Raw genomic sequence first — 24,266 nt, forward strand, 5'->3', positions numbered from 1 at the left:
GATAAAATGATTTAATAAATTATCTTTGTAGTCTAATTTTAGACCATGACAAAGTTAAGTGTAAATATTAACAAAATAGCAACTTTACGTAATTCTAGAGGTGGTAATGTGCCAAATTTATTAAAAGTAGCCACAGATATTGAAGGTTTTGGTGCACAGGGTATTACCATTCATCCAAGACCAGATGAAAGACATATTCGTTATCAAGATGCAAGAGATTTGAAAGGTGTTGTAACAACAGAATTCAATATAGAGGGTAATCCTATACAATCTTTTATGGATTTGGTTTTAGAAACAAAGCCAACGCAAGTTACTTTAGTGCCAGATGCTGTAGATGCAATTACGTCTAATGCTGGTTGGGATACCATTACACATCAATCTTTTTTAAAGGAAGTGATAGCTGAGTTTCAACAAAATGGAATAAGAACCTCTATTTTTATTGATACTGATGCAAAACTTATTGAGGCTGCTGCAAAAACAGGTACAGACAGAATTGAATTGTACACAGAAGAGTTTGCAAGCCAATTTGATAAAGGAAATAAAGATGCTGTAAAACCCTATACAGAGGCTGCTATTTTAGCTCATGATTTAGGCTTGGGTATTAATGCTGGGCACGATTTAAGTTTAGACAATATTCAGTTTTTTAAGCAAAACATTCCGAATTTAGCAGAGGTTTCAATAGGGCATGCCTTAATAGCAGAAAGTTTATACTTGGGCTTAGAAAATGTGGTAAATATGTATTTACATAGATTGCAATAATGGATGTTTTACACTCACAGATTTTAGGAGAAGGGAAACCATTACTGGTTTTACATGGTTATTTTGGAATGTCTGATAACTGGAAAACCTTGGGGAATCAATTTTCTGAGGACTTTCAAGTGCATTTAATAGATCAGAGAAATCATGGTAGAAGCTTTCATACAGCTTCTTTTAATTATGATTTGTTAGCAGAAGATATTTACAATTACATAGAATTTCATCAGCTAGATGAAGTGTATTTAATTGGGCATTCTATGGGCGGAAAAACAGCCATGTTGTTCGCCTCTAAATATCCTGAATTGGTAGCAAAATTAATTATTGTAGATATTTCACCAAAAGCTTACGACCCTCATCATAATGCAATTTTAGCAGGTTTAAATTCTATTGATTTTACTCAGCAAAATACAAGAGGTAAAGTAGATAAACAACTGTCTGAATACATTCCAGAATTCGGAGTTAGACAGTTCTTATTAAAGAATGTTTATTGGAAAGAAAAAGGAGTGTTAGACTTTAGATTTAATTTACAATCGTTAACAGAAAATAACCCAGAAGTAGGTAAAGCTTTACCTGCAAATGCTACTTTTTCTAAACCGACGTTGTTTTTAAGAGGAGAAAAATCGGGTTATATTATTCCTGAAGAACAAATGATTATCAACAATCATTTTCCAGATCATAAAGTTGTAACCATAAAAAATGCTGGGCATTGGTTACACGCAGAAAATCCGAAAGATTTTTACAAAGAAGTTTGTGAATTTTTAAAATAACATTGAGAAGCCATAAAACAAGAATTATGAACATAGAAAACGCACAGAAACAGGTTGATGATTGGATTAAAAATCATGGAGTTCGTTATTTTAATGAACTAACAAATATGGCGCAATTAACAGAAGAGGTTGGTGAGGTTGCAAGAATTATTGCAAGAAGATATGGAGAGCAAAGTGAAAAAGAATCCGATAAAAACAAAGATTTAGGTGAAGAGCTAGCAGATGTATTATTTGTGGTTTTGTGTTTGGCGAATCAAACAGGAATAGATTTGCAAGATGCTTTTGAAAAAAAGTTAGACCTTAAAACAAAAAGAGATCATTATCGTCATCACAATAATCAAAAACTCAAATAATACGTTTTACTTTTATTGTTTACTCTAAAAATTAAATACATTGCCCCCTTTTTTACTGTGGTCGGGTAATAGTACAAAAAACACAATGTAGGCTAAAATTGCAATAAAAATAATATTAAAAGTAGATTCTCTAGCAGCACTTACTTCAATGATTGCTTTACCCTCTTTCTCGTATTGATTTACAATTTTATCCATTAAATGTAAAAACTGATTTTCGTTCTTTTTAATGGTTTCAATTGCTTCTTCTGTTCTCTCATTATTGGAACTAACGCCATTTCTAGTGTTTTCTATCAAAACAATGGTATTAATCATTATTTCTTGATAATAAGATTCCAGATTCGTGAACAATTCATCTAAGTAAACATCGCTTTTGCCCTTTTTCTTTTGTTCACTAAGCATATTATGAGTTGTCGAAAATTGATGATAAGCGTCTTCTAACTCCTTGTTAATTACCAGTAATTTAAACGGACTTTCATTAGCATAGAGTGCTAATTTGGTAATTTTCTGACTGTACATGCGTTGTTTACCAGCAATATTTACCAGCTCAATGTTGGTAAACAGTTCTTCTCGGTTTTGCTGATCCATATATCGTTCAATAGAATAAACAATAATAAAGATAACCAAGCCATATATTAACCTTATTTTCATATCATTCTGTATTAGCGCTACAATAAATGTTTTACGATAAAAACTAAAAATATAATCTACTTTAGTTGTTATAGTAAAATGATAGAAATAATGTTGAGGAATATAGTTTCAAGTTAGTAAAAAAAATAATTAAAACTATTTTTTTAACATTTTTATTTAATACGAACTTTTTGAAAAGGGATAAAAATGAAAAGTAGTATGTATATGAATATCAGAGCGTAAGAGGTGTTGAAAGTAATTTCTCTAGTTTTTACTTCGTCAATTCTTTGCTGTGCTAATTCCTCATATCTTAATACAATAGCATTCATTATTTTTAAGAATTTAGATTCGTTATTTTTTATATTGGTAACAAATTCTTTAGCAGTATTGTAGTTTTTAAAATTAGCAATTAATCCCTTAGAGCTATTTTCTATTTTGGTTTGATAAGGCTCTAACTCATTAAATAATTCTTCTAAAACAAAATCATTGTAATTTGTAATGTAGTTTCTTTTTAAATTATTGTGGTTATCTTCAAATAAATCATACGTTTCTTGTAAACCACTTATGTTTACCAATTCTGGAGTACTATGCAACTCATAGTACAAAGCCAGCTTTGTAATTTTTTGCACGTACATTCTTTGCATACCAGCAATATTTACAACTTTTACATTATTGTCTTGATGTTTTACATCGGTAAATAAAAGGTATTTATTAATGTATAATAATATAAATAAGGTAATAAAAGAATAAACTATTTTTCTTTTCATAGATTTGAGGGCTAAAGAAAGTATGTTTAAATATAGTTAAAATCTCTTAATTTATTTTATAAAGTATTAAAAACTAGTAGTATGTCATTCAAAAAAAATATTAATAACCCTTTATTTTGGTCTAACTTTTTAAAAGTTGCCATTCCTTTTTTCTTTTTTGTAACTATTATTTCTCTATTCATTAATAGTTGGAGTGCAATAATTTCTGGTGATTTTATGGCAATTGCAGAACAAAATTTTACAAACGGAAAATGGGCTACGTTTTGGGGTATGAAAATTGTAATAAGTATTATTTACGGTTTGTGGATAACCAATAAGAATATGAAATAAAAAAAGCGACTTTTTAAAGTCGCTTTTTTTATGCTGTAAAATATAATTTTAATCGATTTGAATTAAATTGATGTTACTCTCTTTTACTTTTTGATTTAAAGCTTTTACCTCATTATCAAACAATTGATACAGTTTTGCCAATTCTACATCTATTGTAGCTGTAATTTCATTTTTAAAAGCTATTGCTTGATCTGTTGGAGCATAATTACCCACTCTTGTTAATGAGTTTAAATGTGCCAATTTGTTGTTTAAACGTATAGGAAAGTTTAACGGATCTTGACCACTTTTCGATTTTGTTTGATACAAAGTTTCTTCAATGGTGGTCATATCTTTTACTAATTTATCTGCAAAATCTATCAATTCTTTGTTAGCTTCTTTATCAGCAATAGATTTTTTTAGCAAACCAACCTGACTTCTCACTTTCTTTACATTTTTCAATGCTTTATGAATTTCTGTCATTTTAGTATTAATGTCATTAATAAAGTCAAACTGTGCTTTCATATCACTTTCAGTTGCTTCAGATACCGGATTTTTTAAAATGGTAAATTGCTGAGATTGTTGTGCATCGTTTAATTTTAAAGTGGCTTTGTAAGTGCCAGGCAATGCCATTGGCCCAGATAAAGAAGCCCACCATAAAATCATGCCTTTAACAGATTCAGCACCATCGTACATCATGTTCCAATTAAATATATTATTTCCTTCTTTAGCGCTTAATTTGCCTTCTTTTAAATCTTTATTTGGTTTGGTAGAAAAGGTTTTTATTACATTGTCATTAGCATCAGAAATGGTAATTGAAACCACATCTTTATCCTCTAAATCTTTAAGGTAATAATACATGTTTACGCCTCCAGAATGGTTTGTACCTGCTGTTCTAGAAGTTCTTCCTCTACCACCAGATAAATTATAAGCATCTTTTGGCTTGTACAAGAACATTTCTTTTTTGGCCACATTTTTATCTAATTGATGAAATACAGTTAAATCATCAATAATCCAAAGAGAACGTCCTTGAGTAGCTGCAATTAAGTTATCTTCTTTAATGGCTAAATCTGTAATAGGTACAATAGGTAAATTCAACTGCATGCTTTCCCAGTTTTTACCATCGTCAAAAGACATGTACATACCTCTTTCTGTACCTGCATATAACAAACCTTTACGCTTTGGGTCTGCTCTTAGTGCACGTGTAAAATCTTCATTGCCAATTCCGTTTACAATTAATTCCCAAGATTTACCATAATTTTCTGTTTTGTAGATGTAAGGTTTGTAATCTCCAGATTTGTATTTTGTACCAACAATATAGGCACCACCTTTTGTAAAAGGATCAACTTCTATGCAGTTAATCATCATCCATTCAGGCATTTTTTTAGGAGTAATATTATCCCAAGTTTCGCCATTATTTTTGGTAACATGCACTAAACCATCATCTGAACCAGTGTAAATTAAACCAGGTTCGTAAGCAGATTCTGTAGCAGCGAAAATAGTTCCATAATATTCTACACCAGTATTATCTTTGGTGATTGGCCCACCTGAAGGACCTAGTGTTTTAGGGTCGTTTCTGGTTAAATCAGGACTAATTAATTTCCAACTCTGCCCTTCATTATCAGTAGCATGTAAATGATTAGAAGCTGCATACAAGCTCTTTTTATTATTAGGTGAAAAGAAGATTGGGAAATTCCATTGAAAACGATATTTAAAATCTTCAGCGCCATGACCCATTGGGTCATCTGGCCAAACATTAATAGCTCTAGTATCTCCAGTTTTATGATTTACTCTTGTTAAAAATCCACCATAACTACCTCCATAAACAATGTCATCATTTAAAGGATCTACAGCAATATGTGCACTTTCTCCACCAGCTGTAGAAGACCAATCAGATTCAGTTATAAAACGACCATCTGTTCTATGAGAAATTCGAACAGTAGAATTGTCTTGCTGTGCAGCTAAAATTCGGTAAGGAAAATGATTGTCTGTAGTTACTCTGTAAAACTGCGAAGTTGGCTGATTCATATAAGTACTCCAATTCTCACCAGCATCAAAAGAAATTTGTGCTCCACCATCATCACCAATAATCATTCTTTGGTTGTCTTCTGGTGCTATCCATAAATCATGATGATCTCCATGAGGTGCATTATAGGTTTTGTAAGTTCTACCACCATCTGTAGATTTATGATAACGAACATTTAAAACGTATAAAATATCTTCATCTTGCGTATCTGCATACAAACGTGTGTAATACCAAGCTCTTTGTCTTAATTTTCTTTCAGCGTTAATTAATCTCCATGTTTCTCCTGCATCTGTAGATTTGTAAACGCCTCCTTTTTTGTTTTCAATTAAAGCATAAACAATATCAGAATTTACAGGTGATACTGTTACACCTGCAATACCCCAAATACCACCAGGTAAACCTTTGTTGGTAGAAATGTTTGTCCAAGTTTCACCTTCGTCTGTACTTTTCCAAAGAGCAGAACCATCTCCTCCAGAAGATAAGCTATAAGGTGTTCTTCTCACATTCCAAGTTGTGGCATATAAAACTCTTGGGTTGTTTGGGTCGATTATTAAATCTACTACACCAGCATTTTCATTAGAGAATAACACTTTACGCCAAGTTTCACCTCCATCTGTTGTTTTGTAAACTCCTCTGTCTTGTGTTGGTTTGTACAAATCACCCATAACACCTGCAAAAACAATATCAGAATTTTTAGGATGAATGCGCATTCTAGGTATATGTCTTGAGTTGCTTAATCCCACATGTCTCCATGTTTTACCAGCATTTTCAGATTTCCAAACACCATCTCCAGAAGATACGTTTCCACGAACGGTTTTTTCTCCCATTCCAACATACATTACGTTATTGTCTGATTCAGAAACAGCTACAGCACCTACAGAACCTCCAAAAAATCCGTCTGAAATATTTTGCCAAGTGCCTCCAGCATCTGTTGTTTTCCAAACTCCACCTCCTGTAGAACCCATATAAAAAAGATTGGCTTTATCAGCAACTCCAGTTACAGCAGCACTTCTACCACCTCTAAAGGGCCCAATATTTCTCCATTTTACAGCGCTAAAATTATCGTTAGAAACTTGGGTAACTTTTTTTTGTGCATTAACTTTGGCATTTGCAGAAAAGAAGATGCAAACAGCCAGAAAAAGTATTTTTTTCATGTTGGTTAGTTGTAAATTTAGAATTTAAAAGTAAGAAATTAAATCAGTTTTTAGAATGGACATATTGTTAAATGTTTTAGAGAATAGAAGAATACAAGAAGAAATAACAATCTCTGGTTCTAAAAGCGAGTCGAATAGATTACTAATTCTACAAAAGCTTTTTCCTGAAATTACTATTGATAATTTATCAGATTCAGATGATTCTGTTCACATGCATCATGCCTTAACCACAGAAGATTTATTGGTAGATATTGGTCATGCAGGTACTGCAATGCGTTTTTTAACTTCTTACTTTGCAGTAAACAAAGGTAGAGAGGTTTTTTTAACAGGTTCTGAGCGCATGCAAAACAGACCTATTGAAATTTTGGTAAATGCACTTAGAGATTTAGGTGCAGATATTACGTATGCTGTAAAAGAAGGTTATCCTCCATTAAAAATTAAAGGAAAAGAACTGACTAAAGACAAAGTGCAAATTAATGGTAATGTAAGTAGCCAATATATTTCATCATTATTATTAATTTCTTCTAAACTAGATAATGGTTTAGAAATAGAATTAACAGGGAAAATAACTTCGGTTCCTTATATCAATATGACATTAAGCTTGCTTTCTCAAATTGGTATAGAAAGTAGTTTTGAAGATAATATTATTAAAGTATTTCCTAAAGAATCTATAGATACACAAACTGTTGTTGTAGAGTCAGACTGGTCATCAGCAAGTTATTTTTACTCAATTGTGGCCTTATCTGAATTGGGTTCTGCTGTAAAATTGTCTGCTTATAAAAAAGAAAGCCTTCAAGGTGATTCTTGCTTGGCAGAAATTTACAAACATTTCGGAGTTGCAACTACTTTTGGCGAAGATTGTATTACGCTTACTAAAGAGAAAAACACCAATAGAGAAACTTTAGTTAGAAACTTAAAAGACGCTCCAGATATTGCACAGACTATTGCTGTTACTTGTTTTGCAGAAGGTATTGCTTGTAACTTGTCTGGTTTACATACTTTAAAAATTAAAGAGACTGATAGATTAGTTGCCTTGCATGATGAGTTAACAAAACTTGGAGCGAAAGTCATTATTACAAACGAAACATTACAAGTAGAAACGGCTACTTCAATCAACAGCAATGTTGCCATTGATACCTATAATGATCATAGAATGGCAATGGCTTTTGCGCCTTTGGCTTTAAAGGTTTCTATTAAAATAAATGATGCTGAAGTAGTTACAAAATCATACCAAAAATTCTGGAATGATATTGAGCAGATTGGTGTTAATATTACTCGTTTGTAAAGATAAAGTGTCAAACACTTGACAACGCCTATTCTCATATCGTATATTTGCATCTTTATAGCAAAATACACTTATGAAATTATCAAACTTCGATTTTGAATTGCCAGAAGAATTGTTGGCAAAATATCCTGCAGAACATAGAGATGAGTCTCGTTTAATGGTATTAAACAGAAAAGAGCAAACCATAGAGCACAAAACCTTTAAAGATGTAATTAATTATTTCGATGAAGGCGATGTTTTAATGCTAAACAATACCAAAGTATTTCCTGCAAGAATGTATGGTAATAAAGAAAAAACAGGAGCAAGAATTGAGGTTTTCTTACTAAGAGAACTAAATGCAGAAAATAGATTGTGGGATGTTTTAGTAGATCCTGCAAGAAAAATAAGAATTGGAAACAAATTGTTTTTTGGAGAAGATGATAGTTTAGTTGCAGAGGTAATAGACAATACTACATCTAGAGGTAGAACTTTACGTTTCTTATTTGATGGTAGTTACGAAGCTTTTAGAGAGAAATTATTAGAACTTGGTGAAACACCTTTACCAAGATCTGTAAACAGAGAGGTAGAAGAGTTAGATGAAGAGCGTTACCAAACTATTTTTGCTAAAAACGAAGGGGCTGTGGCTGCACCAACTGCAGGTTTGCACTTCTCTAAACATTTATTGAAGCGCTTGGAAATTAAAGGAGTAGATTTTGCAGAAATGACATTACATGTTGGTTTAGGAACTTTTAGTCCTGTTGAGGTAGAAGATTTATCTAAGCATAAAATGGATTCTGAGCAAATTGTGATTCCTGCAAATGCAGCAGATAAAATTAACAAAGCAAAAGCAGAAAAAAGAAGAGTTTGTGCAGTGGGTACAACAGTTATGAGAACTGTAGAATCTTCGGTTTCTTCTAATGCACAATTAAATCCTTTTGAAGGTTGGACGAACAAATTCATTTTTCCTCCTTACGATTTTAGCATTGCAAATTCAATGATTACAAACTTTCATCCTCCAAAATCTACTTTAATGATGCAAGCTGCAGCATTCGCGGGTTACGATTTTTTAATGGAAGCGTATAAAACAGCAGTAAAAGAAGGGTATAAATTCTCTACTTATGGAGATGCGATGATCATCATCTAATAAAGAAATAAATCATTTTTAAAACTGATAATTCTGCATAGAATTATCAGTTTTTTTCTTTTAGATATTTATTATTGACGGTGGTCAATAGTTTATCCTTTTTAACTCAAAAAAGAACATCACAGAAAAGTTAGTGCAGTGCAGATATCAATAGAATAATATGTTAAGCCTAATCACAAAAACAACCTAAGACAAAACTTAAAGTTTACCTTAAAATATTAGTGTATTTTTGCAATCAGAATAATAGCATTTAAAAAATAAGAACCATTGATTAAAAAGAAAGACATAAGAGCCTTAACCAAAGAACAATTGCGTGATTTTTTCGTAGAAAATGGCGACAAGGCTTTTCGTGGAAATCAGGTATATGAATGGTTATGGAGCAAGTCTTTGCACACTTTCGAAGACATGACAAATATCTCTAAAAAAACAAGAGAGATGTTAGAAGAGCACTTTGTTATCAACCATATCAAAGTAGATTCTATGCAAAAAAGTGCAGATGGTACTATAAAAAACGGAATTAAATTACATGATGGCTTAGTAGTAGAATCTGTATTGATTCCTACACCAAAAAGAACAACAGCATGTGTTTCTAGTCAAGTTGGTTGTAGTCTAGATTGCAAGTTCTGTGCAACTGCTCGTTTGAAAAGAATGCGTAATTTAAATCCAGATGAAATTTACGATCAAGTTGTTGTAATCGATAAACAAAGCAGATTATATCACAATCATAAACTAACCAATATTGTTTTTATGGGAATGGGTGAACCCTTAATGAACTATAAAAACGTATTAAAATCTATAGAGATGATTACCTCTCCAGAAGGATTAGGAATGTCATCAAAAAGAATTACAGTGTCTACTTCTGGTGTGCCAAAAATGATTAAAAAAATGGCAGATGAAGAAGTAAAATTTAATTTAGCGGTTTCTCTACATTCTGCAATAGATGAGGTTAGAACTTCAATAATGCCATTTAATACTACGTTTCCTTTAAAAGATTTAAAAGAATCTTTAGAATATTGGTATGAAAAAACCAAAAGAGCAATTACGTATGAGTATGTAGTTTGGGAAGGTATTAATGATAAAAAAGAAGACATTGCAGCATTGGTACAATTCTGTAAATATGTGCCTTGCAAAGTAAACTTAATTGAATACAATCCAATAGACGATGGTCAATTTCAACAAGCTAGTAATGCAGCTTTAAACAATTACATCTCTAATTTAGAAATGCATGATATTACTGTAAATGTAAGAAGAAGTAGAGGTAAAGATATCGATGCAGCTTGTGGTCAGTTGGCCAATAAAGCTTAACATTTTAGTAAGAACTCTTACTTTATCAACACCCCTTCTTCTTGTTTATATTTCGTATTTTTGCAGTCAAATTCTGTATTTAGTTCACGTTACATGAAACCAGTAGAACTTATAAAATTGCCTATTAAGAAAGAAATAGAACTTTTCGAAAAAAAGTTCAAAGATTCCATGCTATCTAAAGTGCCTTTATTAAACAGAATTACCTATTATATTGTGCGTAGAAAAGGTAAACAAATGAGACCAATGTTTGTTTTTCTAGTTGCAAAAATGGTTTCTAATGGTGGTTTTGATGAACGTACGTATAGAGGAGCATCTGTAGTCGAGTTAATTCATACTGCAACTTTGGTGCATGATGATGTTGTAGACGATTCCAACAGAAGACGTGGTTTTTTCTCTATAAATGCCCTTTGGAAAAATAAGATTGCAGTTTTAGTAGGCGATTTTCTACTTTCTAAAGGATTGTTACTTTCTATAGATAATGAAGATTTTGATTTACTGAAATTGATTTCGATTGCTGTTCGTGAAATGAGTGAAGGCGAATTGTTGCAAATTGAAAAAGCAAGAAAGTTAGACATTACAGAAGATATTTATTTTGATATTATTCGTCAAAAAACAGCCACATTAATTGCTGCTTGTTGTGGTATTGGAGCTGCCTCTGTTGGTGCAAACCAAGATACTGTGCAACAAATGCGAAAATTTGGAGAATATATTGGTATTGCTTTTCAAATTAAAGATGACTTGTTTGATTATTCAGATGAAAAAATAGGGAAACCAACAGGCATAGATATTAAAGAGCAAAAAATGACCTTGCCTTTAATTCATACTTTAAACAATTGTTCTGCAAAAGAAAAAGCTTGGATTATTAATACCGTTAAAAAGCATAATAAAAACAAAGTTCGTGTAAAAGAATTGATTGCTTTTGTAAAAGAGAATGGTGGTATAGATTATACCATTTCACAAATGAATGCCTATAAAAGCAAAGCCATTGCTATTTTAAATAACTATCCAGAATCGCCCTACAAAGCCTCTTTACTTCAAATGATTGATTATGTTGTGGAGCGTAAAATTTAGTCGATATAAAGATTTCTATTTTTCGGATATTTTACGGTATACTTCAGTTTTAAAATTTTATTGGCTTTTGAAGCTAGGTTAAAACTCCATTTAATTTCACCAGTTTCTTTATTTAAATTACCTTCAAACGGTTTTTCTAAAGTAATTTTTATTTCCTCCCTTTTAGAGATTGGTACTTGATCTAATACTACTATTTGTATGTTTTCGTTTTTATTATTCTTTACTAAAATATCCCAGTTGCTGGTTTCTTCTTTCTTGCTACCAATAAACTGTTTACTAACAAAGTCTTTTACTTTTTTTCTCTCAATCGTAACATTTTTATCTTTTCCCATAGAAATTTGAAGCTCTTTAGTCGCTATTCTTGTATCTAGCAAAGTGCTACCGATAAAAGTATTTTCAAAATATACATTGGCTTCACCTTCTAGTAAGTTAAATTGCTCCCAATCACTAATTTTTGCAACTAGAAATGCAGTTTCCTCAATTCTTGGTATTGAATAGTAGGTGAAACTAGCAGTGGTAGAGTAGCTCTTCATTGCAATGCTAAAATCTTTATTGCTAGATTTTATGGTATATGGTTTTACAACCTCAAAATTAAAGGAAGTTTGATTAATTTTTTCTTTAGTATCTAAAACATTACTTTCTCTATTGGTATCAGTTAAATAGGATTCCTTCTTATTATTCTTTGCTTTGCTCCTTTTGGTTGTTCCATACCCAACAACGACTACTTCATCTAAACTATTTGCATCCTCTTCTAGTATAACTTCTAGGTATGAATTACCAATAATTTTAGATTGTTTTTTATAGCCTAAATAAGAAAATTCAAGCATACTTGCATCTTCAGGAATTTTTAATGTAAACTTGCCATCAAAATCTGTTGTAGTTCCTATTGTAGTTCCTTTAACCTGTACATTAGCTCCTGGTAAAGGTCCTTCAATATCATAAACGGAGCCTGAAACTTCTCCGTCAATATTAGAATATGAAGGAGGTCTTGTGCCATAATCTATAAAATAAGGTATTATTTTTCCAGCTTTATTTGAATTGGTAGGGTTTGCTGATGAAAATTTTAATTTAACATTATTCCAATCTACTTTAGAGTTTTGCTTTAAATTGGCCTTGTAAACAATTTCTAAAGGACTATTAATATTTTTAACATGCAAATCATAAGTTGGATACCAACTAACGTTGGTAACATTATAATTTAATCCAATAGTAACTTTTTTACTGGTTTTAGAATTAACTTTCACAACAATTTCACCACTTGCAAATTTTTTAGCACCGTTAAAATCTTGTAGTTGTAGGTTTAACTTATTTTGTTGTTTTTGTAACGCTTGAATATTATTTTTTAGTTCAAGTTCATTTAATCTTAAACTACGCATTTGAGCGCTATAATATTTTGCAGCCTCTTTTAATGCTATTGCAGATAAGGTTTGATTTCCTCTAATACTTTTATTGCTTTTTAAAAATTCAATTTCTTCACGAACAGAAATAAGATTAACCTTTTCAATCTCAATTTTTTTATCAATAGAATTTATTTTGTTTTCTATTTCTATTTCTTTAGGGCTTTTGTCTACTCTTTGATCGTAATTTTTTTCAAAATTTATAGCTTGAACTTCAGTATCCTTTAAAGTAATTTGAATGCTTTTTTTTGATATGAAAGGGGATAAATTTATAAAACGTATATTCTGCAAGCCCTTTTGTAAGTAAACACTCTTTTCTCTAAATACCTGAGCACAATTCAAAAATACAGTAGCTTCTTTAACTTCCGACTTAACTTTTTGTTCCTTTATTTCTTGAGCACTAAAACAACTAAATTTTAAGCATACGAGTAATAGTAAAATGTTTCTTTTCATAGTTTTATATAAATTAATTCGTAAACGAAATTTAAAGGGCCAACAACTCTTCCACAAAATCTCTAGAGTTAGACAATCTTGGTACTTTATGTTGCCCTCCTAATTTGTCTTTCTTTTTTAGCCATTCATAAAATAAACCTTCTTTAGCTACATGAATTTTTGGCATGGCTAAGGTCATAGAGTTGTAACGTTTTGCTTCATAATCAGAGTTGATTGATTTTAATGAATTGTCTAACATTTCTGTAAAATAATCCATACTTTCTGGCTTTTTGGTAAACTCAATGACCCATTCATGACCACCACTTTTTTTATCTTTCATAAAAATTGGGCCAGCAGTGTATTCTTTAATTAATGCATCTGTTTTTTCGCAGGTTAGTTTTAGAGCGTCTTCTACATTTTCTATATTTAACTCTTCTCCAAACACATTGATGTAATGTTTAGTTCTTCCTGTAATTTTGATGCGATAAGGTTGCAGAGAGGTAAAACGAATGGTATCTCCAATTAAATAACGCCATAAACCACTATTGGTTGTAATAACTAAAGCATAATCAACATTCTTTTCTACTTCAGAAAGCGGAATGGTTTCTGAGCTTTCACCTTTGTAATTTTTCATGTCTATAAACTCATAAAAAATTCCGTAGTCTAGCATAAGCAATAATTCCTTAGAACCATTTTCATCCTGAATTGCAAAAAAGCCCTCAGACGCATTATAGGTTTCATAATATTGAAAATCTTGCTTAGGAATAAGCTTTTTGTATTGCTCTCTGTAGGGATTAAAGTTTACTCCTCCATGAAAGTATACTTCCAAATTAGGCCAAACTTCTAAAATGTGATTTTTTCCTGTACGTTCTAAAACACGATTCAATAAAACCAGCATCCAACTAGGTACACCCACCAAACTCGTAATATTTTCATTGATGGTTTCATCAATAATGGCTTCCATCTTCGTTTCCCATTCAGACATCATCGAAACTTCTTGACTTGGTGCAGAACTGTAATCTGCCCAAAAAGGTAAGTTTTCAGTAATGATAGCAGATAAATCTCCAAAATACGAGTTATTGTCTTCGTAAATATCTGAGCTTCCACCTAATTTTAAACCCTTACCTGTAAATAATTTGGTCTCTTCATTATTGTGTATGTACAAGCACAACATATCCTTACCAGCTTTCATGTGGCAATATTCTAAAGCCTCATCACTAACAGGTATAAACTTACTTTTTGCATTGGTAGTACCACTACTTTTCGCAAACCACTTAATAGGCGTAGGCCAAAATAAATTTTGTTCGCCCTTTCTACAACGCTCTATCAGTGGCTCTATACTTTCGTATTTCTGAATAGGCACTTGCTTTGTAAAATCAGCGTAATTTTTAATCGATGTAAAATTGTGTTTTTTACCAAATTCTGTGCGTTTTGAAGCACTTGTTAACTTCAATAAAAGTTCATTTTGCACATCTGTTGGGTATTTTAAAAACAATTCTATTTGATGAATTCTTTTCTTTAAAAACCAAGAAATAATTGAATTAACAATAGGATAAGGCATAAATGAAATTCGTTTTTTTTGTAAGTTTGTTGATAAGCTAAAAATAACAAAATTTATTTATGCAGTATCAAGGAGTATTAAGAAAAATGATGACCGAAATTGGAGATGAGGTGCAATATTATTTAGATATGAAAACCGATTTTCTAAACATGAATCAGCTGATAGCTAAAGAAATAAAACTATCTTTTGTTACCTACGAATGTTTAAACTGTCATCTAGAAAAAAAAATATACAGACAAGGGTATTGCCAATCTTGTTTTTTTGATATTCCACAAGCTGCAGATTGGATTATGAGGCCCGAACTTAGTAAGGCACATTTAGATGAAGAGGACAGAGATTTAGCCTATGAAAAGCGTGTGCAATTACAACCTCATATTGTTTATTTGGCGAATTCAAGTAACGTAAAAGTAGGAGTTACAAGAAAGCAGCAAGTGCCTACAAGATGGATTGATCAAGGTGCACATGAAGCCATAGAAATTGTAGAAGTACCCAACAGATATTTAGCAGGAATTACAGAGGTAGCGTTAAAAGAACATGTAGCAGATAAAACCAATTGGCGTAAAATGCTAAAAAATGATATTGAAGATGTAGACTTAGTAGAATGGAGAGAAAAGCTAAAACAATACATTCCAGAGGAAGCCAGTGCTTATTTTATTGAAAGCAATACAGAAACCAATATTAACTTTCCAGTTAGGCAATACCCAGCAAAACCTAAAAGTTTAAACCTAATTAAAACACCCACTTATACAGGTAAATTAGTGGGTATAAAAGGTCAGTATTTAATTTTTGAAGACGAGACTGTTTTTAATGTAAGATCTAATGAAGGTTTAGTAGTGAATATCGAAATTTAAATGATGAACAACAATCTATTAAAAGTTGCCTTAGCTCAAATAGCGCCTGTTTGGTTAAACAAAGAAAAGACGCTGGAGAAAATAGAACAATCAATTTTAAACGCAGCTCAAGAAAATTGTGAGCTAATTGTTTTTGGTGAAGCATTATTACCTGGCTACCCTTTTTGGATTGCCTTAACCAATGGTGCTGCATGGAACTCAACTACGCAAAAAGAAATTCATGCACATTACATTCGCAATTCCATTACTATTGAAAAAGGCGAATTAAATGCAGTTTGTTCATTAGCCAAAAAGCATAAAATAGCAATCTATTTGGGTATTATGGAACGAGCAGCAAATAGAGGAGGGCATAGCATTTATGCAAGTTTGGTGTATATAAATGAAACTGGAGAAATTAAATCTGTGCATCGTAAATTACAACCTACTTTCGATGAGCGCTTAACTTGGGCACCTGGAGATGGTAATGGTTTACAGGTACATCCTTTAAAAGACTTTACTGTAGGAGGCTTAAATTGTTGGGAAAACTGGATGCCTTTACCAAGAACGGCCTTGTATGGTTTGGGCGAAAATTTACACATAGCAGTTTGGCCCGGTTCTGATCATAATACCAAAGATATTACACGTTTTATAGCAAGAGAATCACGCTCTTTTGTAATTTCTGTCTCTAGTTTAATGGCAAAAACAGATTTTCCTAAAGATGTACCTCATTATGATAAAATAGTAAAAGACGCCCCAGAAATATTGGCAAATGGTGGTTCTTGTATTGCAGGGCCTGATGGTGAATGGATTATAGAACCAGTCTTGGAAAAAGAAGGTTTAATTATAGAAACTTTAGATTTTAATCGTGTTTTAGAAGAGCGTCAAAACTTTGATGTAGTTGGACATTATTCAAGACCAGATGTTACCAAGTTACAGGTAAACAGAGAGAGACAAAGTACTGTTGAGTTTAAAAATTAAAGTACTTCTAGTAACTCTTTAATTACTTTTTCTACACCATTATTATCATTACTTGCTGTACCATATTTAGCAAGCTCTTTAATATCTTCATGCGCATTTGCCATTGCAAAACTATACTTGGCTTCTTGCATCATTTCTATGTCATTATGATAATCACCAAAAACAAGAGTTTCTTCTTTACTTACATCAAGTACTTTTTGTAAATGCTTTAAAGCACGCCCTTTATTGGCTTTCTCGTCAGAAATGTCTAGCCAGTTTTTTCCGGAAACCTTAAGTAGTACTTCTTCTTTTAAGTGTTCAATTACTGGGTAAATAAATTCTTCAGAAGAATCAAAATGGTACACAGCTATTTTGTAAGCAGGTTTGTTTTTTGCTATAGCTATTAGGTCTTCTACTTGCTGAAAGCTATGATAGTATTCTTGAAAATGCTTAATAAAACGTGGATCTTTGCTTTCTATAAACGCTTCACCATCACAACATAATATCATATTTGCACCTGCAATAGTTCTTAGAATTGGAATTAGCTGCAAAATTTTATCAGTAGCTAAAAAGTTAGAGAGTAAAACTTCTGTGCCCTTTTTTGCAACGCCACCATTTTCTGCAATAACATAAATTTCATCTTTTATAGCATCGAGCTTAGATACAATACTATTGTGCTGTCTGCCACTTGCTGCACAAAAAGTGATATTCTTTTGTTTTAGTTGTTCAAATAGGGTAAAGAACTCATCACTCACTTCTCCTTTAGAGCTTAAGAGTGTACCATCCATATCAGAAACTACCAGTTTTACTTGAGTAAAGTCTTTCATTATTTACGAGTAGAATCTCTAATTACCAAGTCTGTTTGAATCACTTTTGTAGTAATTTCTTTGGTTTTGTTTTCTAACTTATCAATTAAAATGGCTGCAGCAGCAGAACCCATTTTTTCACCATGCTGACTAATTGTTGTCATTTTTGGGCTAGAGTGTCTTGATAAAATTCCGTTAGAAAATGCAATTACAGCAACGTCTTTTGGTATTTTTTGATCGTTCTTTTTTACAGCTTTCATCACAGAAACAGCAACAGATTCGCCTGTAGTAATTACTGCATCTATTTTATTGGCCTTAATAAATGGCCTAACAATGTTTTTGTACTTCTTATAATCTCTTTCAACAATATTAAGTACTAGATTTTCGTCTAAAGATAAACCTACATTTTTTAGACCTTGCTTATAACCTTCAAATCGTTGTTTACCAATATGCAAGTCGCTCATGGTAGAAACAAAAGCAATATTTTTATGTCCTTTTTTGTATAAAAACTCAACTGTTTTTGTGGCCCCTTCTAAATCATCAGTAATCACTTTATCACAAGAAATCGATTGCGCAACTCTATCAAACATAACAATCGGAGTTCCGTTTTCTATAGATTCTTTAAAATGATCAAATTTATTACTGAGTTCAGTTTCTTTAGCCATAGAAAGTAAAAAGCCATCGATACTTCCATTAGAAAGCATTTCTATAATTTCTACTTCTTTGTCATAAGATTGATTAGAGATACAGGTAATTACTTTATACCCTTTTTCTAAGGCTGTTTTTTCGATACCTTTAAATACCTGAGCAAAGAAATAGTTTAACATAGTTGGTATAATTACCCCTATGGTTTTTGTACTTCTATTTTTTAAACTTAACGCATTAAAGTTAGGCTTGTAGTTGTTTTCTTTTGCGTATTTCTGAATTTTTTCTTTGGTGCTTTGGCTAATTTCGTAACTATCATTCAAAGCTTTTGATACTGTAGAAATAGAAACTTTAAATTCTTTGGCAATATCTTTTATGGTTAGCTTTTTCATCTAAAAACGTTTAGTTACGAAGATATAAAAATATAAACGATGGTGTAAAAATTAAGCAGAAATTATCGAGTCTTTTCTCCTATGAGATTTAAATTCGATAATCATAAATGCAAATAGCAATACATATTCTGCAGCAACAAACCATAAATTCTCTTGCCAAGGAGTATTGGCATAGGCTTGATAACTTAAAATAATGACTAAGGTCCAAAAAACTGGAAAACGATATTTGGTAAATACGCTAATTAACAATGGGGTTGCCAAATACCAAGGATGTATGGTGGTTGATGTAAAATAATAAAAAAACAAACCAAAAAGCATGCTTGACAGTAGGATGACCTGATGATTGTTTTTTCTAAAAAATGTTAGGTAGATGAGGTAAAGTATGGTTAAAATAGGTGTTATCTTGGTAATGATTCCTATTTCATTATAACCTCTAAACAAGTAACCTATTTCTCTGAACAAATAGTAAAAACTTGCGTTAAATTCGAATTTACCAAACCACAAGCCCACAGAGTTAGCATAATTGGCTATTAAAGTACTTGATAAAAAAGGTAGAAATAATAAAACAACTGTACCTAAAATGATAAAGTTAAACAAAATGAGTTGCAGCCATTGTTTACCTAATGATAAGTTTGATTTTTTATGTACAAAAACCTTAAAGAATAAAGGTAAAAAGAAAAAAGGCAATAGTTTAACCGATATTGAGCAGCCTATTAAAACAGCAGCTAAAATCCAATTGCGTTTTTGCAATGCATACATTCCCCAAATAAAAAAGAAGAGCATTACAGATTCAAAATGAAGGTTTCCTGTAAGTTCTATAATGATAAACGGATTCAATACATACCAAAATATATTGTGTTTTGGCAAATGCAATGCTTGAAGTAATTTCTTACCAAAATAGAAAATTCCAAATTCAGCCAGAATGATAATCACTCTTAAAACAAGTACACTCCCAAAAATACTTTTACTAGCAAAAAGAGCTGCAACTAAAAAACACAACTGATTTAAAGGCGGATAATTTGTAAAATGACTTCCATTCAATTCACCCATTCCTGCATACAGTTCTCTGGCTTCAGCAATAGGGTAATTGATATGCTGAATAAAGGTTTCTGGTAAAGATAAATACGGATTTAATCCTTCTAAAATCATGCGTCCATCCCAAATAAAACGATAAAAATCTTGTGATAAATTTGGTGTTGAAAAAAGGAAAATCAGTCGAAATAAAAAGGCAATGCCTACTAAATTATTAAACGATAATTTGGGCTTTTGAACTAAAAAATAAAAGCAGGCAAACAAGCCAAACCAAAGAGAAGCCAAAACTGTAAAGTTGGTTCTGTCTAAAGCGTAAGCGATATAGAAATAAAGTAAGGCACTAATAAAGATAAGTACAATGTCTTTGTATTTTGATAATACAGACATTAGGCTTTAGAGAATATCGATTTAAAAAACACATAGCTAAATCCTATAAAAAGCATCAAATGAAAAGGGAATAATCCAAAATCTCCTCCTTGATCACCTACTACAAATGCGCTATACATACCAAAAACAAAATAAATGGCTAATAAGCCTTCTAGAATTACATGTACTGATGGTTTTTTCTTAATGTATTTGTTATTTTTCCAACCGTCTTTAATCGTTTTAATATTAAATTTCGGAGTTCTTACAAATTCACTTTTTTTGCCCAAATGCCCTTCTAAGACAGCAATGGTATTGTGTAATGAAAAGCCCATAGCTACAGAAAAGAATGTGAAAAAAGCGCCAATATATTTAAAGAATTTTACAAAACCACCTCCATATATATTCCTATACATGTGCCAATAACAAACAAAGAAAATTAGTGAGCTAATTACAAAAAAGCTCATTACATAAAAGTAATTTTTTAAGTGTGCATACTCATTTTTGATGTACAACATAGGTATGCTTAAAATTGCCACCAAAAAGATACATGTAAACATAGAGCTATTTAATAAATGCAATAAGCCATGTACTTTGGTTTTAAAAGAAACATTTTTGTTGGTGATGATTCTTTTAATCATTTTCTGAAAGTTCTCAGCTCCACCTTTATTCCATCTAAATTGTTGAGATCTTGCAGCACTAATAATTACAGGTAATTCTGCAGGTGTTTCTACATTTTCTAAATACTTAAATTTCCAATTATTTAGCTGTGCTCTGTAACTTAAATCTATGTCTTCTGTAAGGGTGTCTCCTTGCCAATTGCCTGCATCATAAATACACTCTTTTCTCCAAATACCAGCAGTACCATTAAAGTTAATAAAATGTCCTTTGCTATTTCTACCCACTTGTTCTAGGGTAAAATGTGCATCTAACATAAAAGCTTGTATTCGTGTTAACGTAGAGTAGTTTCTATTGATATGGCTCCATCTGGTTTGAACTACACCTATGTTTTTGTCTTTAAAATAAGGCACGGTTTTATACAACCAATCTTTTTTGGGTAAAAAATCGGCATCAAAAATGGCAATAAACTCGCCTTTCGCTGTTTTTAAACCTTCTTTTAAAGCTCCTGCTTTAAAACCTTGTCTGTTGGTTCTACGAATGTGTTGAATATCGATTCCTAAATCTTGAATTTTCTTTATATGTTTAGCTGTCATGGCTACAGATTCATCTGTAGAATCATCTAAAACTTGAATTTCTAATTTAGCTATTGGGTAATCTATTTTTGCAATGTTTTTAAGCAAACGCTTCATTACATACAACTCGTTATACACAGGTAATTGTATGGTTACAAACGGAATTTCTTCTGGATGGGTAAAGTCGAATTTAGGAGCATTATCTTCTCTATTTCTATATTTTAGATAATTGACAAGAAGATTTAATTGTGCTAATGAATATAAAAAAATTAGCAACAGACAAATGGTATATATGAATATGATTATGTACTCTAAAATCATTACTTAAAACTATATTTAAAAATCCAACCAAGAATTTTAACTCCTGCAAATATAGTACCTTTTACAGTTCCTGAAACTTTTGAGACACCTATTCTATTTCTATATTTCACGGGTATTTCTCTGTAACTCATTTTTTGCTTTAATACCTTTAATTGCATCTCTACTGTCCAACCATAGGTTTTGTCTTCCATGTTCAGTGCCAGTAGTTTATCATATTTAATACCTCTAAAAGGGCCTAAGTCTGTAAATCGTGCTTTAAAAAAGAGCTTCATTAAAAAAGTAGCTAGCCAATTGCCAAATACTTGTTGGGGTGTCATTGCACCTGATTCTCTAAATTCATCTACTCTTGCACCTACCACAAAATCAATATTCTCTTCGATTATTGGTGCTATAATTTCAGTCAATTGCTCAGGGTAATCAGAATAATCGCCATCTATAAAAACAACAATATCTGGTTTTGTAGTTTGCTGTTTAATATAATCCATGCCTTTTAAGCAAGCATAACCATAGCCTTTTTGGGTTTCTTTCAATACAGTTGCACCTGCTTTTTGAGCATTAATTTCTGTACTGTCTGTAGAATTGTTACTAATAACAATAACTTCATCCACTATTTTAGGAATATCTTTTATAACATGTGCAATAGAATCTTGCTCATTATATGCAGGGATGATCACTTTAATTACTGGGTTCATTTATCTTAAATCATTTAGATTGTTCTCTCTTTTAAAAGAAGAAAAATCTGTCCATTCTTTTATTTTTTTTCCAGCTGCAAATTTAGAAGCTTTTACCAATTTCTTATTTGTATAAATTAAGCAATACCCATTCTTTTTATTATTCTTCAACTGACATTTGTGAATTAACTCGCCTTTTGAATTGTAAAAAAGCCACCAATTTTCTTTAACACCATTGTTATAATGCCCTTCTTGTAGTAGTGTTGCTTTGTTGGTGTAAAAGTACCAATATTTTACTTTTTGCCCTTCTTTATACCTACCTTCTTCTTTTAAAACGCCGTTTTTGTAATACGTTTTCCAATAATCTACCTTTTCGCCCTTAAAAAGCCAGCCTTCTGCTTTTAAGTTTCCATTGGTATGATAGATTTTGGTGTAGGTTTTTTCATTGATGAACAGACCAACGTAAAGAAAAAATACAAGCAGTGCTTTATGAATCATTATTTCTTATTTACCAGTTGCATTAAATCAACATCGTTACCTAACAAAATTTCAGTAGGATTTATTCTGCCTTCTTCAGGACCGTTTTCTAATTTTAAAACTCCTCTAGGACACACAGCAGAACAAATTCCACACCCTACACAACTAGATCTAACTATGTTTTCTCCTTTTTGTGCATAAGCTCTTACATCAATTCCTTGCTCACAATACGTAGAACAGTTTCCACAAGAAATACATTGCCCACCATTTGTGGTAATTCTAAAACGCGATTTAAAACGTTGCACTAAACCTAAGTAAGCAGCCAATGGGCAACCAAATCTACACCAAACTCTATTTCCAAAAATTGGGTAGAAACCAGTACCAATTACACCAGCAAACCAAGCTCCGATTAAAAAGCTGTAGGTATCTTTAATCCATTGTGATTTTATACCTAAGAATGATGAAGTGCCAGAAAAATAGCAATATAAGGTAACTAGTGTCATCACTAAAGAAAAAACTAGAACCGAATGTATTAGCCATCTTTCTAATTTCCATGCATTCAAACTTTTATTAGAGTGTTGTCTGTAAGGGTCACCAAGAGTTTCAGCCAAGCCACCACAACCACAAACCCAAGAACAATACCATCTTTTTCCAAAGAAGTAAACCATTACAGGTACAATAATTAGGGTTAAAACAATACCCCAAACCAATATAAAAATACCAATACCACCACTTTCGGTTAAGCTTTTTAAATTCCATTCAAAAAAGAAATCATAATCTAAAGGAAAGGCATTTTTAAAATCGTAACCAGGCATATTTAAGCTGGTCATAATCTCCGGAATTAAAAAGGCAAATACAATTTGAAAAAATAAAACAGATGTAGTTCTTATAATTTGATATTTGTTATGTCTGTACTTTATATACATTCGAACACCCATGGTTAGCATAATTGTACAGTATAGAAAACCGTACACAAACCACTGTGAAGCATCACCACCATTTAATACTTTACTAATTGGGTCTAGAATAAACGTCCAGTTTACAACATAGTCTGCCATAAAATAAAGCACCAAATAAAAGGCAACCAAATACACCAAAACTAACCAAGCTATAAAGCCTCTATTGGTAGCAGATTGCTGATAAATGTGATCGTTTTTAATACCTGGTTTTCCTAATAAAATTAGGTTTGGTAAAATAAAAAGGAGTGCCCCAATTATGCCTAAACCAAAAGTTAAAAACCACACCAAGCCTGCATTCTCTTTTACAAAACCACTACCTGCTTTTTTAGCGATATTAAAACTAATGGTATGTGGTTTTCCGTTGATTTTATATTGGTATTTAGCTCCTTTTTTCTTCCAATTTTTCTCTGCATTGTATTTCGCAATTAGCTCATTGTAATACTTGTTGTTTACATCTACTGCATTTCTAACTCGTTTAGAAAATTCAAAGATGTTTACGTTTTCATCGGTAACCAAGGCTTTTTGGAGTTCCTCCACAAATAGCTCACTTTTATAGCCTTTTTCTGCTACAAAAGAATCAAATTCTTGTTGGGTAAATGTAAAATTACCTGTAAAAATGGTGGCTGTAAATAGTGTTAAGCCTGTTAAAAAAATGACGAGTCCTATATTTTTTATTGCTTTCAAAATGGT

At 31.8% G+C, this 24,266-nt stretch carries 22 protein-coding genes; 10 read left to right on the forward strand and 12 right to left on the reverse strand.

The genetic code is table 11. The annotated features are described in order from the left end of the window. Positions 1-45 precede the first annotated feature (45 nt). From V7R38_RS06030 to V7R38_RS06040, 3 genes are read left to right on the forward strand one after another with little or no spacing between them, the layout of a single operon-like run. A complete protein-coding gene (locus V7R38_RS06030) occupies positions 46-759 on the forward strand; it encodes a pyridoxine 5'-phosphate synthase (RefSeq protein WP_015481192.1) in 714 nt (237 codons plus the stop codon). Then, positions 759-1,523 (forward strand): alpha/beta fold hydrolase, encoded by a 765-nt coding sequence (locus tag V7R38_RS06035; RefSeq protein ID WP_334056673.1) that lies wholly within the window; start codon positions 759-761, stop codon positions 1,521-1,523. The genes V7R38_RS06030 and V7R38_RS06035 overlap by 1 nt, the downstream gene beginning before the upstream one ends. Positions 1,524-1,549: 26 nt before the next feature. Next, positions 1,550-1,876, forward strand: a complete 327-nt coding sequence (locus V7R38_RS06040) for a nucleotide pyrophosphohydrolase (RefSeq protein ID WP_334056674.1) — start codon at positions 1,550-1,552, stop codon at positions 1,874-1,876. 24 nt (positions 1,877-1,900) lie between these two features. Here the strand turns inward: V7R38_RS06040 and V7R38_RS06045 are convergent, their stop codons facing one another. Together V7R38_RS06045 and V7R38_RS06050 are read right to left on the reverse strand one after the other, a co-directional pair. After that, positions 1,901-2,524 carry a type IV pili methyl-accepting chemotaxis transducer N-terminal domain-containing protein gene (locus V7R38_RS06045; RefSeq protein WP_334056675.1) on the reverse strand — a complete coding sequence of 208 codons (624 nt, stop codon included), beginning with the start codon at positions 2,522-2,524 and terminating at the stop codon, positions 1,901-1,903. Between the two features lie 152 nt (positions 2,525-2,676). Continuing rightward, positions 2,677-3,270, reverse strand: coding sequence for a hypothetical protein (locus V7R38_RS06050; RefSeq protein WP_334056676.1), 594 nt, complete (start codon positions 3,268-3,270; stop codon positions 2,677-2,679). Positions 3,271-3,351: 81 nt separating this feature from the next. On the opposite strand from V7R38_RS06050, the gene V7R38_RS06055 reads away from it, so the two are divergent. Next, positions 3,352-3,600: a hypothetical protein gene (locus V7R38_RS06055; protein WP_334056677.1), complete on the forward strand. Its 249-nt coding sequence runs from the start codon at positions 3,352-3,354 to the stop codon at positions 3,598-3,600. A gap of 48 nt (positions 3,601-3,648) precedes the next feature. Here V7R38_RS06055 and V7R38_RS06060 read toward each other — a convergent pair whose 3' ends face one another. Next, positions 3,649-6,756: a WD40/YVTN/BNR-like repeat-containing protein gene (locus V7R38_RS06060; protein WP_334056678.1), complete on the reverse strand. Its 3,108-nt coding sequence runs from the start codon at positions 6,754-6,756 to the stop codon at positions 3,649-3,651. A gap of 55 nt (positions 6,757-6,811) precedes the next feature. Here V7R38_RS06060 and V7R38_RS06065 point away from each other — a divergent pair, with 55 nt between their 5' ends. The 4 genes from V7R38_RS06065 to V7R38_RS06080 all read left to right on the forward strand — a co-directional run bounded on the left by V7R38_RS06065 (position 6,812) and on the right by V7R38_RS06080 (position 11,540). After that, the gene (locus V7R38_RS06065) at positions 6,812-8,041 is read left to right on the forward strand and encodes a 3-phosphoshikimate 1-carboxyvinyltransferase (RefSeq protein WP_334056680.1); all 1,230 of its coding nucleotides are present in this window, start codon (positions 6,812-6,814) and stop codon (positions 8,039-8,041) included. Positions 8,042-8,114: 73 nt separating this feature from the next. Further along, a complete protein-coding gene (queA, locus tag V7R38_RS06070; RefSeq protein WP_334056681.1) occupies positions 8,115-9,164 on the forward strand; it encodes a tRNA preQ1(34) S-adenosylmethionine ribosyltransferase-isomerase QueA in 1,050 nt (349 codons plus the stop codon). Positions 9,165-9,431: 267 nt separating this feature from the next. After that, positions 9,432-10,469, forward strand: coding sequence for a 23S rRNA (adenine(2503)-C(2))-methyltransferase RlmN (gene rlmN, locus V7R38_RS06075; RefSeq protein ID WP_015481183.1), 1,038 nt, complete (start codon positions 9,432-9,434; stop codon positions 10,467-10,469). 93 nt (positions 10,470-10,562) lie between these two features. Further along, a complete protein-coding gene (locus V7R38_RS06080) occupies positions 10,563-11,540 on the forward strand; it encodes a polyprenyl synthetase family protein (protein WP_334056683.1) in 978 nt (325 codons plus the stop codon). Here V7R38_RS06080 and V7R38_RS06085 read toward each other — a convergent pair. Then, the gene (locus V7R38_RS06085; protein ID WP_334056684.1) at positions 11,537-13,390 is read right to left on the reverse strand and encodes a DUF4139 domain-containing protein; all 1,854 of its coding nucleotides are present in this window, start codon (positions 13,388-13,390) and stop codon (positions 11,537-11,539) included. The two genes, V7R38_RS06080 and V7R38_RS06085, sit on opposite strands and share 4 nt — an antisense overlap. Before the next feature lie 31 nt (positions 13,391-13,421). Beyond that, positions 13,422-14,930 (reverse strand): GH3 auxin-responsive promoter family protein, encoded by a 1,509-nt coding sequence (locus V7R38_RS06090; RefSeq protein ID WP_334056685.1) that lies wholly within the window; start codon positions 14,928-14,930, stop codon positions 13,422-13,424. A gap of 59 nt (positions 14,931-14,989) precedes the next feature. Between V7R38_RS06090 and V7R38_RS06095 the strand changes: the two genes are divergently transcribed. Further along, positions 14,990-15,781 (forward strand): DUF2797 domain-containing protein, encoded by a 792-nt coding sequence (locus V7R38_RS06095; RefSeq protein ID WP_334056687.1) that lies wholly within the window; start codon positions 14,990-14,992, stop codon positions 15,779-15,781. 3 nt (positions 15,782-15,784) lie between these two features. Continuing rightward, a complete protein-coding gene (locus V7R38_RS06100; protein WP_438825588.1) occupies positions 15,785-16,738 on the forward strand; it encodes a carbon-nitrogen hydrolase family protein in 954 nt (317 codons plus the stop codon). Here the strand turns inward: V7R38_RS06100 and V7R38_RS06105 are convergent. Genes V7R38_RS06105 through V7R38_RS06135 form a run of 7 tightly spaced genes read right to left on the reverse strand, consistent with a single transcriptional unit; the run spans position 16,735 to position 24,260 of the window. Further along, positions 16,735-17,544: an HAD family hydrolase gene (locus V7R38_RS06105; protein WP_334056690.1), complete on the reverse strand. Its 810-nt coding sequence runs from the start codon at positions 17,542-17,544 to the stop codon at positions 16,735-16,737. The two genes, V7R38_RS06100 and V7R38_RS06105, sit on opposite strands and share 4 nt — an antisense overlap. Further along, positions 17,544-18,560 (reverse strand): LacI family DNA-binding transcriptional regulator, encoded by a 1,017-nt coding sequence (locus V7R38_RS06110; protein ID WP_015481177.1) that lies wholly within the window; start codon positions 18,558-18,560, stop codon positions 17,544-17,546. Before V7R38_RS06110 ends, V7R38_RS06105 begins: the two co-directional genes overlap by 1 nt. A gap of 51 nt (positions 18,561-18,611) precedes the next feature. Further along, complete coding sequence (locus V7R38_RS06115) at positions 18,612-19,979, reverse strand: mannosyltransferase (RefSeq protein ID WP_334056693.1); 1,368 nt, start codon at positions 19,977-19,979, stop codon at positions 18,612-18,614. Then, positions 19,979-21,469 (reverse strand): cellulose synthase family protein, encoded by a 1,491-nt coding sequence (locus V7R38_RS06120; protein ID WP_334056694.1) that lies wholly within the window; start codon positions 21,467-21,469, stop codon positions 19,979-19,981. Before V7R38_RS06120 ends, V7R38_RS06115 begins: the two co-directional genes overlap by 1 nt. Continuing rightward, positions 21,469-22,161 (reverse strand): glycosyltransferase family 2 protein, encoded by a 693-nt coding sequence (locus tag V7R38_RS06125; RefSeq protein WP_334056695.1) that lies wholly within the window; start codon positions 22,159-22,161, stop codon positions 21,469-21,471. The genes V7R38_RS06120 and V7R38_RS06125 overlap by 1 nt, the downstream gene beginning before the upstream one ends. Further along, entirely contained in the window at positions 22,162-22,638 is a 477-nt protein-coding gene (locus V7R38_RS06130; RefSeq protein WP_334056697.1) for a toxin-antitoxin system YwqK family antitoxin, read from the reverse strand. Beyond that, positions 22,638-24,260 (reverse strand): 4Fe-4S binding protein, encoded by a 1,623-nt coding sequence (locus tag V7R38_RS06135; RefSeq protein WP_334056698.1) that lies wholly within the window; start codon positions 24,258-24,260, stop codon positions 22,638-22,640. The genes V7R38_RS06130 and V7R38_RS06135 overlap by 1 nt, the downstream gene beginning before the upstream one ends. Positions 24,261-24,266 lie beyond the last annotated feature (6 nt).

It is taken from the genome of Polaribacter sp. P097, from assembly GCF_036864555.1.
In the GTDB taxonomy this organism is placed as follows: Bacteria; Bacteroidota; Bacteroidia; order Flavobacteriales; family Flavobacteriaceae; genus Polaribacter.

Excerpts from the sequence above, each read along its gene's own strand:
- V7R38_RS06030 (WP_015481192.1), top strand. The coding sequence starts at position 46 with ATGACAAAGTTAAGTGTAAATATTAACAAAATAGCAACTTTACGTAAT.
- V7R38_RS06035 (WP_334056673.1), top strand. The coding sequence starts at position 759 with ATGGATGTTTTACACTCACAGATTTTAGGAGAAGGGAAACCATTACTG.
- V7R38_RS06040 (WP_334056674.1), top strand. The coding sequence starts at position 1,550 with ATGAACATAGAAAACGCACAGAAACAGGTTGATGATTGGATTAAAAAT.
- V7R38_RS06045 (WP_334056675.1), bottom strand. The coding sequence starts at position 2,524 with ATGAAAATAAGGTTAATATATGGCTTGGTTATCTTTATTATTGTTTAT.
- V7R38_RS06050 (WP_334056676.1), bottom strand. The coding sequence starts at position 3,270 with ATGAAAAGAAAAATAGTTTATTCTTTTATTACCTTATTTATATTATTA.
- V7R38_RS06055 (WP_334056677.1), top strand. The coding sequence starts at position 3,352 with ATGTCATTCAAAAAAAATATTAATAACCCTTTATTTTGGTCTAACTTT.
- V7R38_RS06060 (WP_334056678.1), bottom strand. The coding sequence starts at position 6,756 with ATGAAAAAAATACTTTTTCTGGCTGTTTGCATCTTCTTTTCTGCAAAT.
- V7R38_RS06065 (WP_334056680.1), top strand. The coding sequence starts at position 6,812 with ATGGACATATTGTTAAATGTTTTAGAGAATAGAAGAATACAAGAAGAA.
- queA (WP_334056681.1), top strand. The coding sequence starts at position 8,115 with ATGAAATTATCAAACTTCGATTTTGAATTGCCAGAAGAATTGTTGGCA.
- V7R38_RS06080 (WP_334056683.1), top strand. The coding sequence starts at position 10,563 with ATGAAACCAGTAGAACTTATAAAATTGCCTATTAAGAAAGAAATAGAA.
- V7R38_RS06085 (WP_334056684.1), bottom strand. The coding sequence starts at position 13,390 with ATGAAAAGAAACATTTTACTATTACTCGTATGCTTAAAATTTAGTTGT.
- V7R38_RS06090 (WP_334056685.1), bottom strand. The coding sequence starts at position 14,930 with ATGCCTTATCCTATTGTTAATTCAATTATTTCTTGGTTTTTAAAGAAA.
- V7R38_RS06095 (WP_334056687.1), top strand. The coding sequence starts at position 14,990 with ATGCAGTATCAAGGAGTATTAAGAAAAATGATGACCGAAATTGGAGAT.
- V7R38_RS06100 (WP_438825588.1), top strand. The coding sequence starts at position 15,785 with ATGAACAACAATCTATTAAAAGTTGCCTTAGCTCAAATAGCGCCTGTT.
- V7R38_RS06105 (WP_334056690.1), bottom strand. The coding sequence starts at position 17,544 with ATGAAAGACTTTACTCAAGTAAAACTGGTAGTTTCTGATATGGATGGT.
- V7R38_RS06110 (WP_015481177.1), bottom strand. The coding sequence starts at position 18,560 with ATGAAAAAGCTAACCATAAAAGATATTGCCAAAGAATTTAAAGTTTCT.
- V7R38_RS06115 (WP_334056693.1), bottom strand. The coding sequence starts at position 19,979 with ATGTCTGTATTATCAAAATACAAAGACATTGTACTTATCTTTATTAGT.
- V7R38_RS06120 (WP_334056694.1), bottom strand. The coding sequence starts at position 21,469 with ATGATTTTAGAGTACATAATCATATTCATATATACCATTTGTCTGTTG.
- V7R38_RS06125 (WP_334056695.1), bottom strand. The coding sequence starts at position 22,161 with ATGAACCCAGTAATTAAAGTGATCATCCCTGCATATAATGAGCAAGAT.
- V7R38_RS06130 (WP_334056697.1), bottom strand. The coding sequence starts at position 22,638 with ATGATTCATAAAGCACTGCTTGTATTTTTTCTTTACGTTGGTCTGTTC.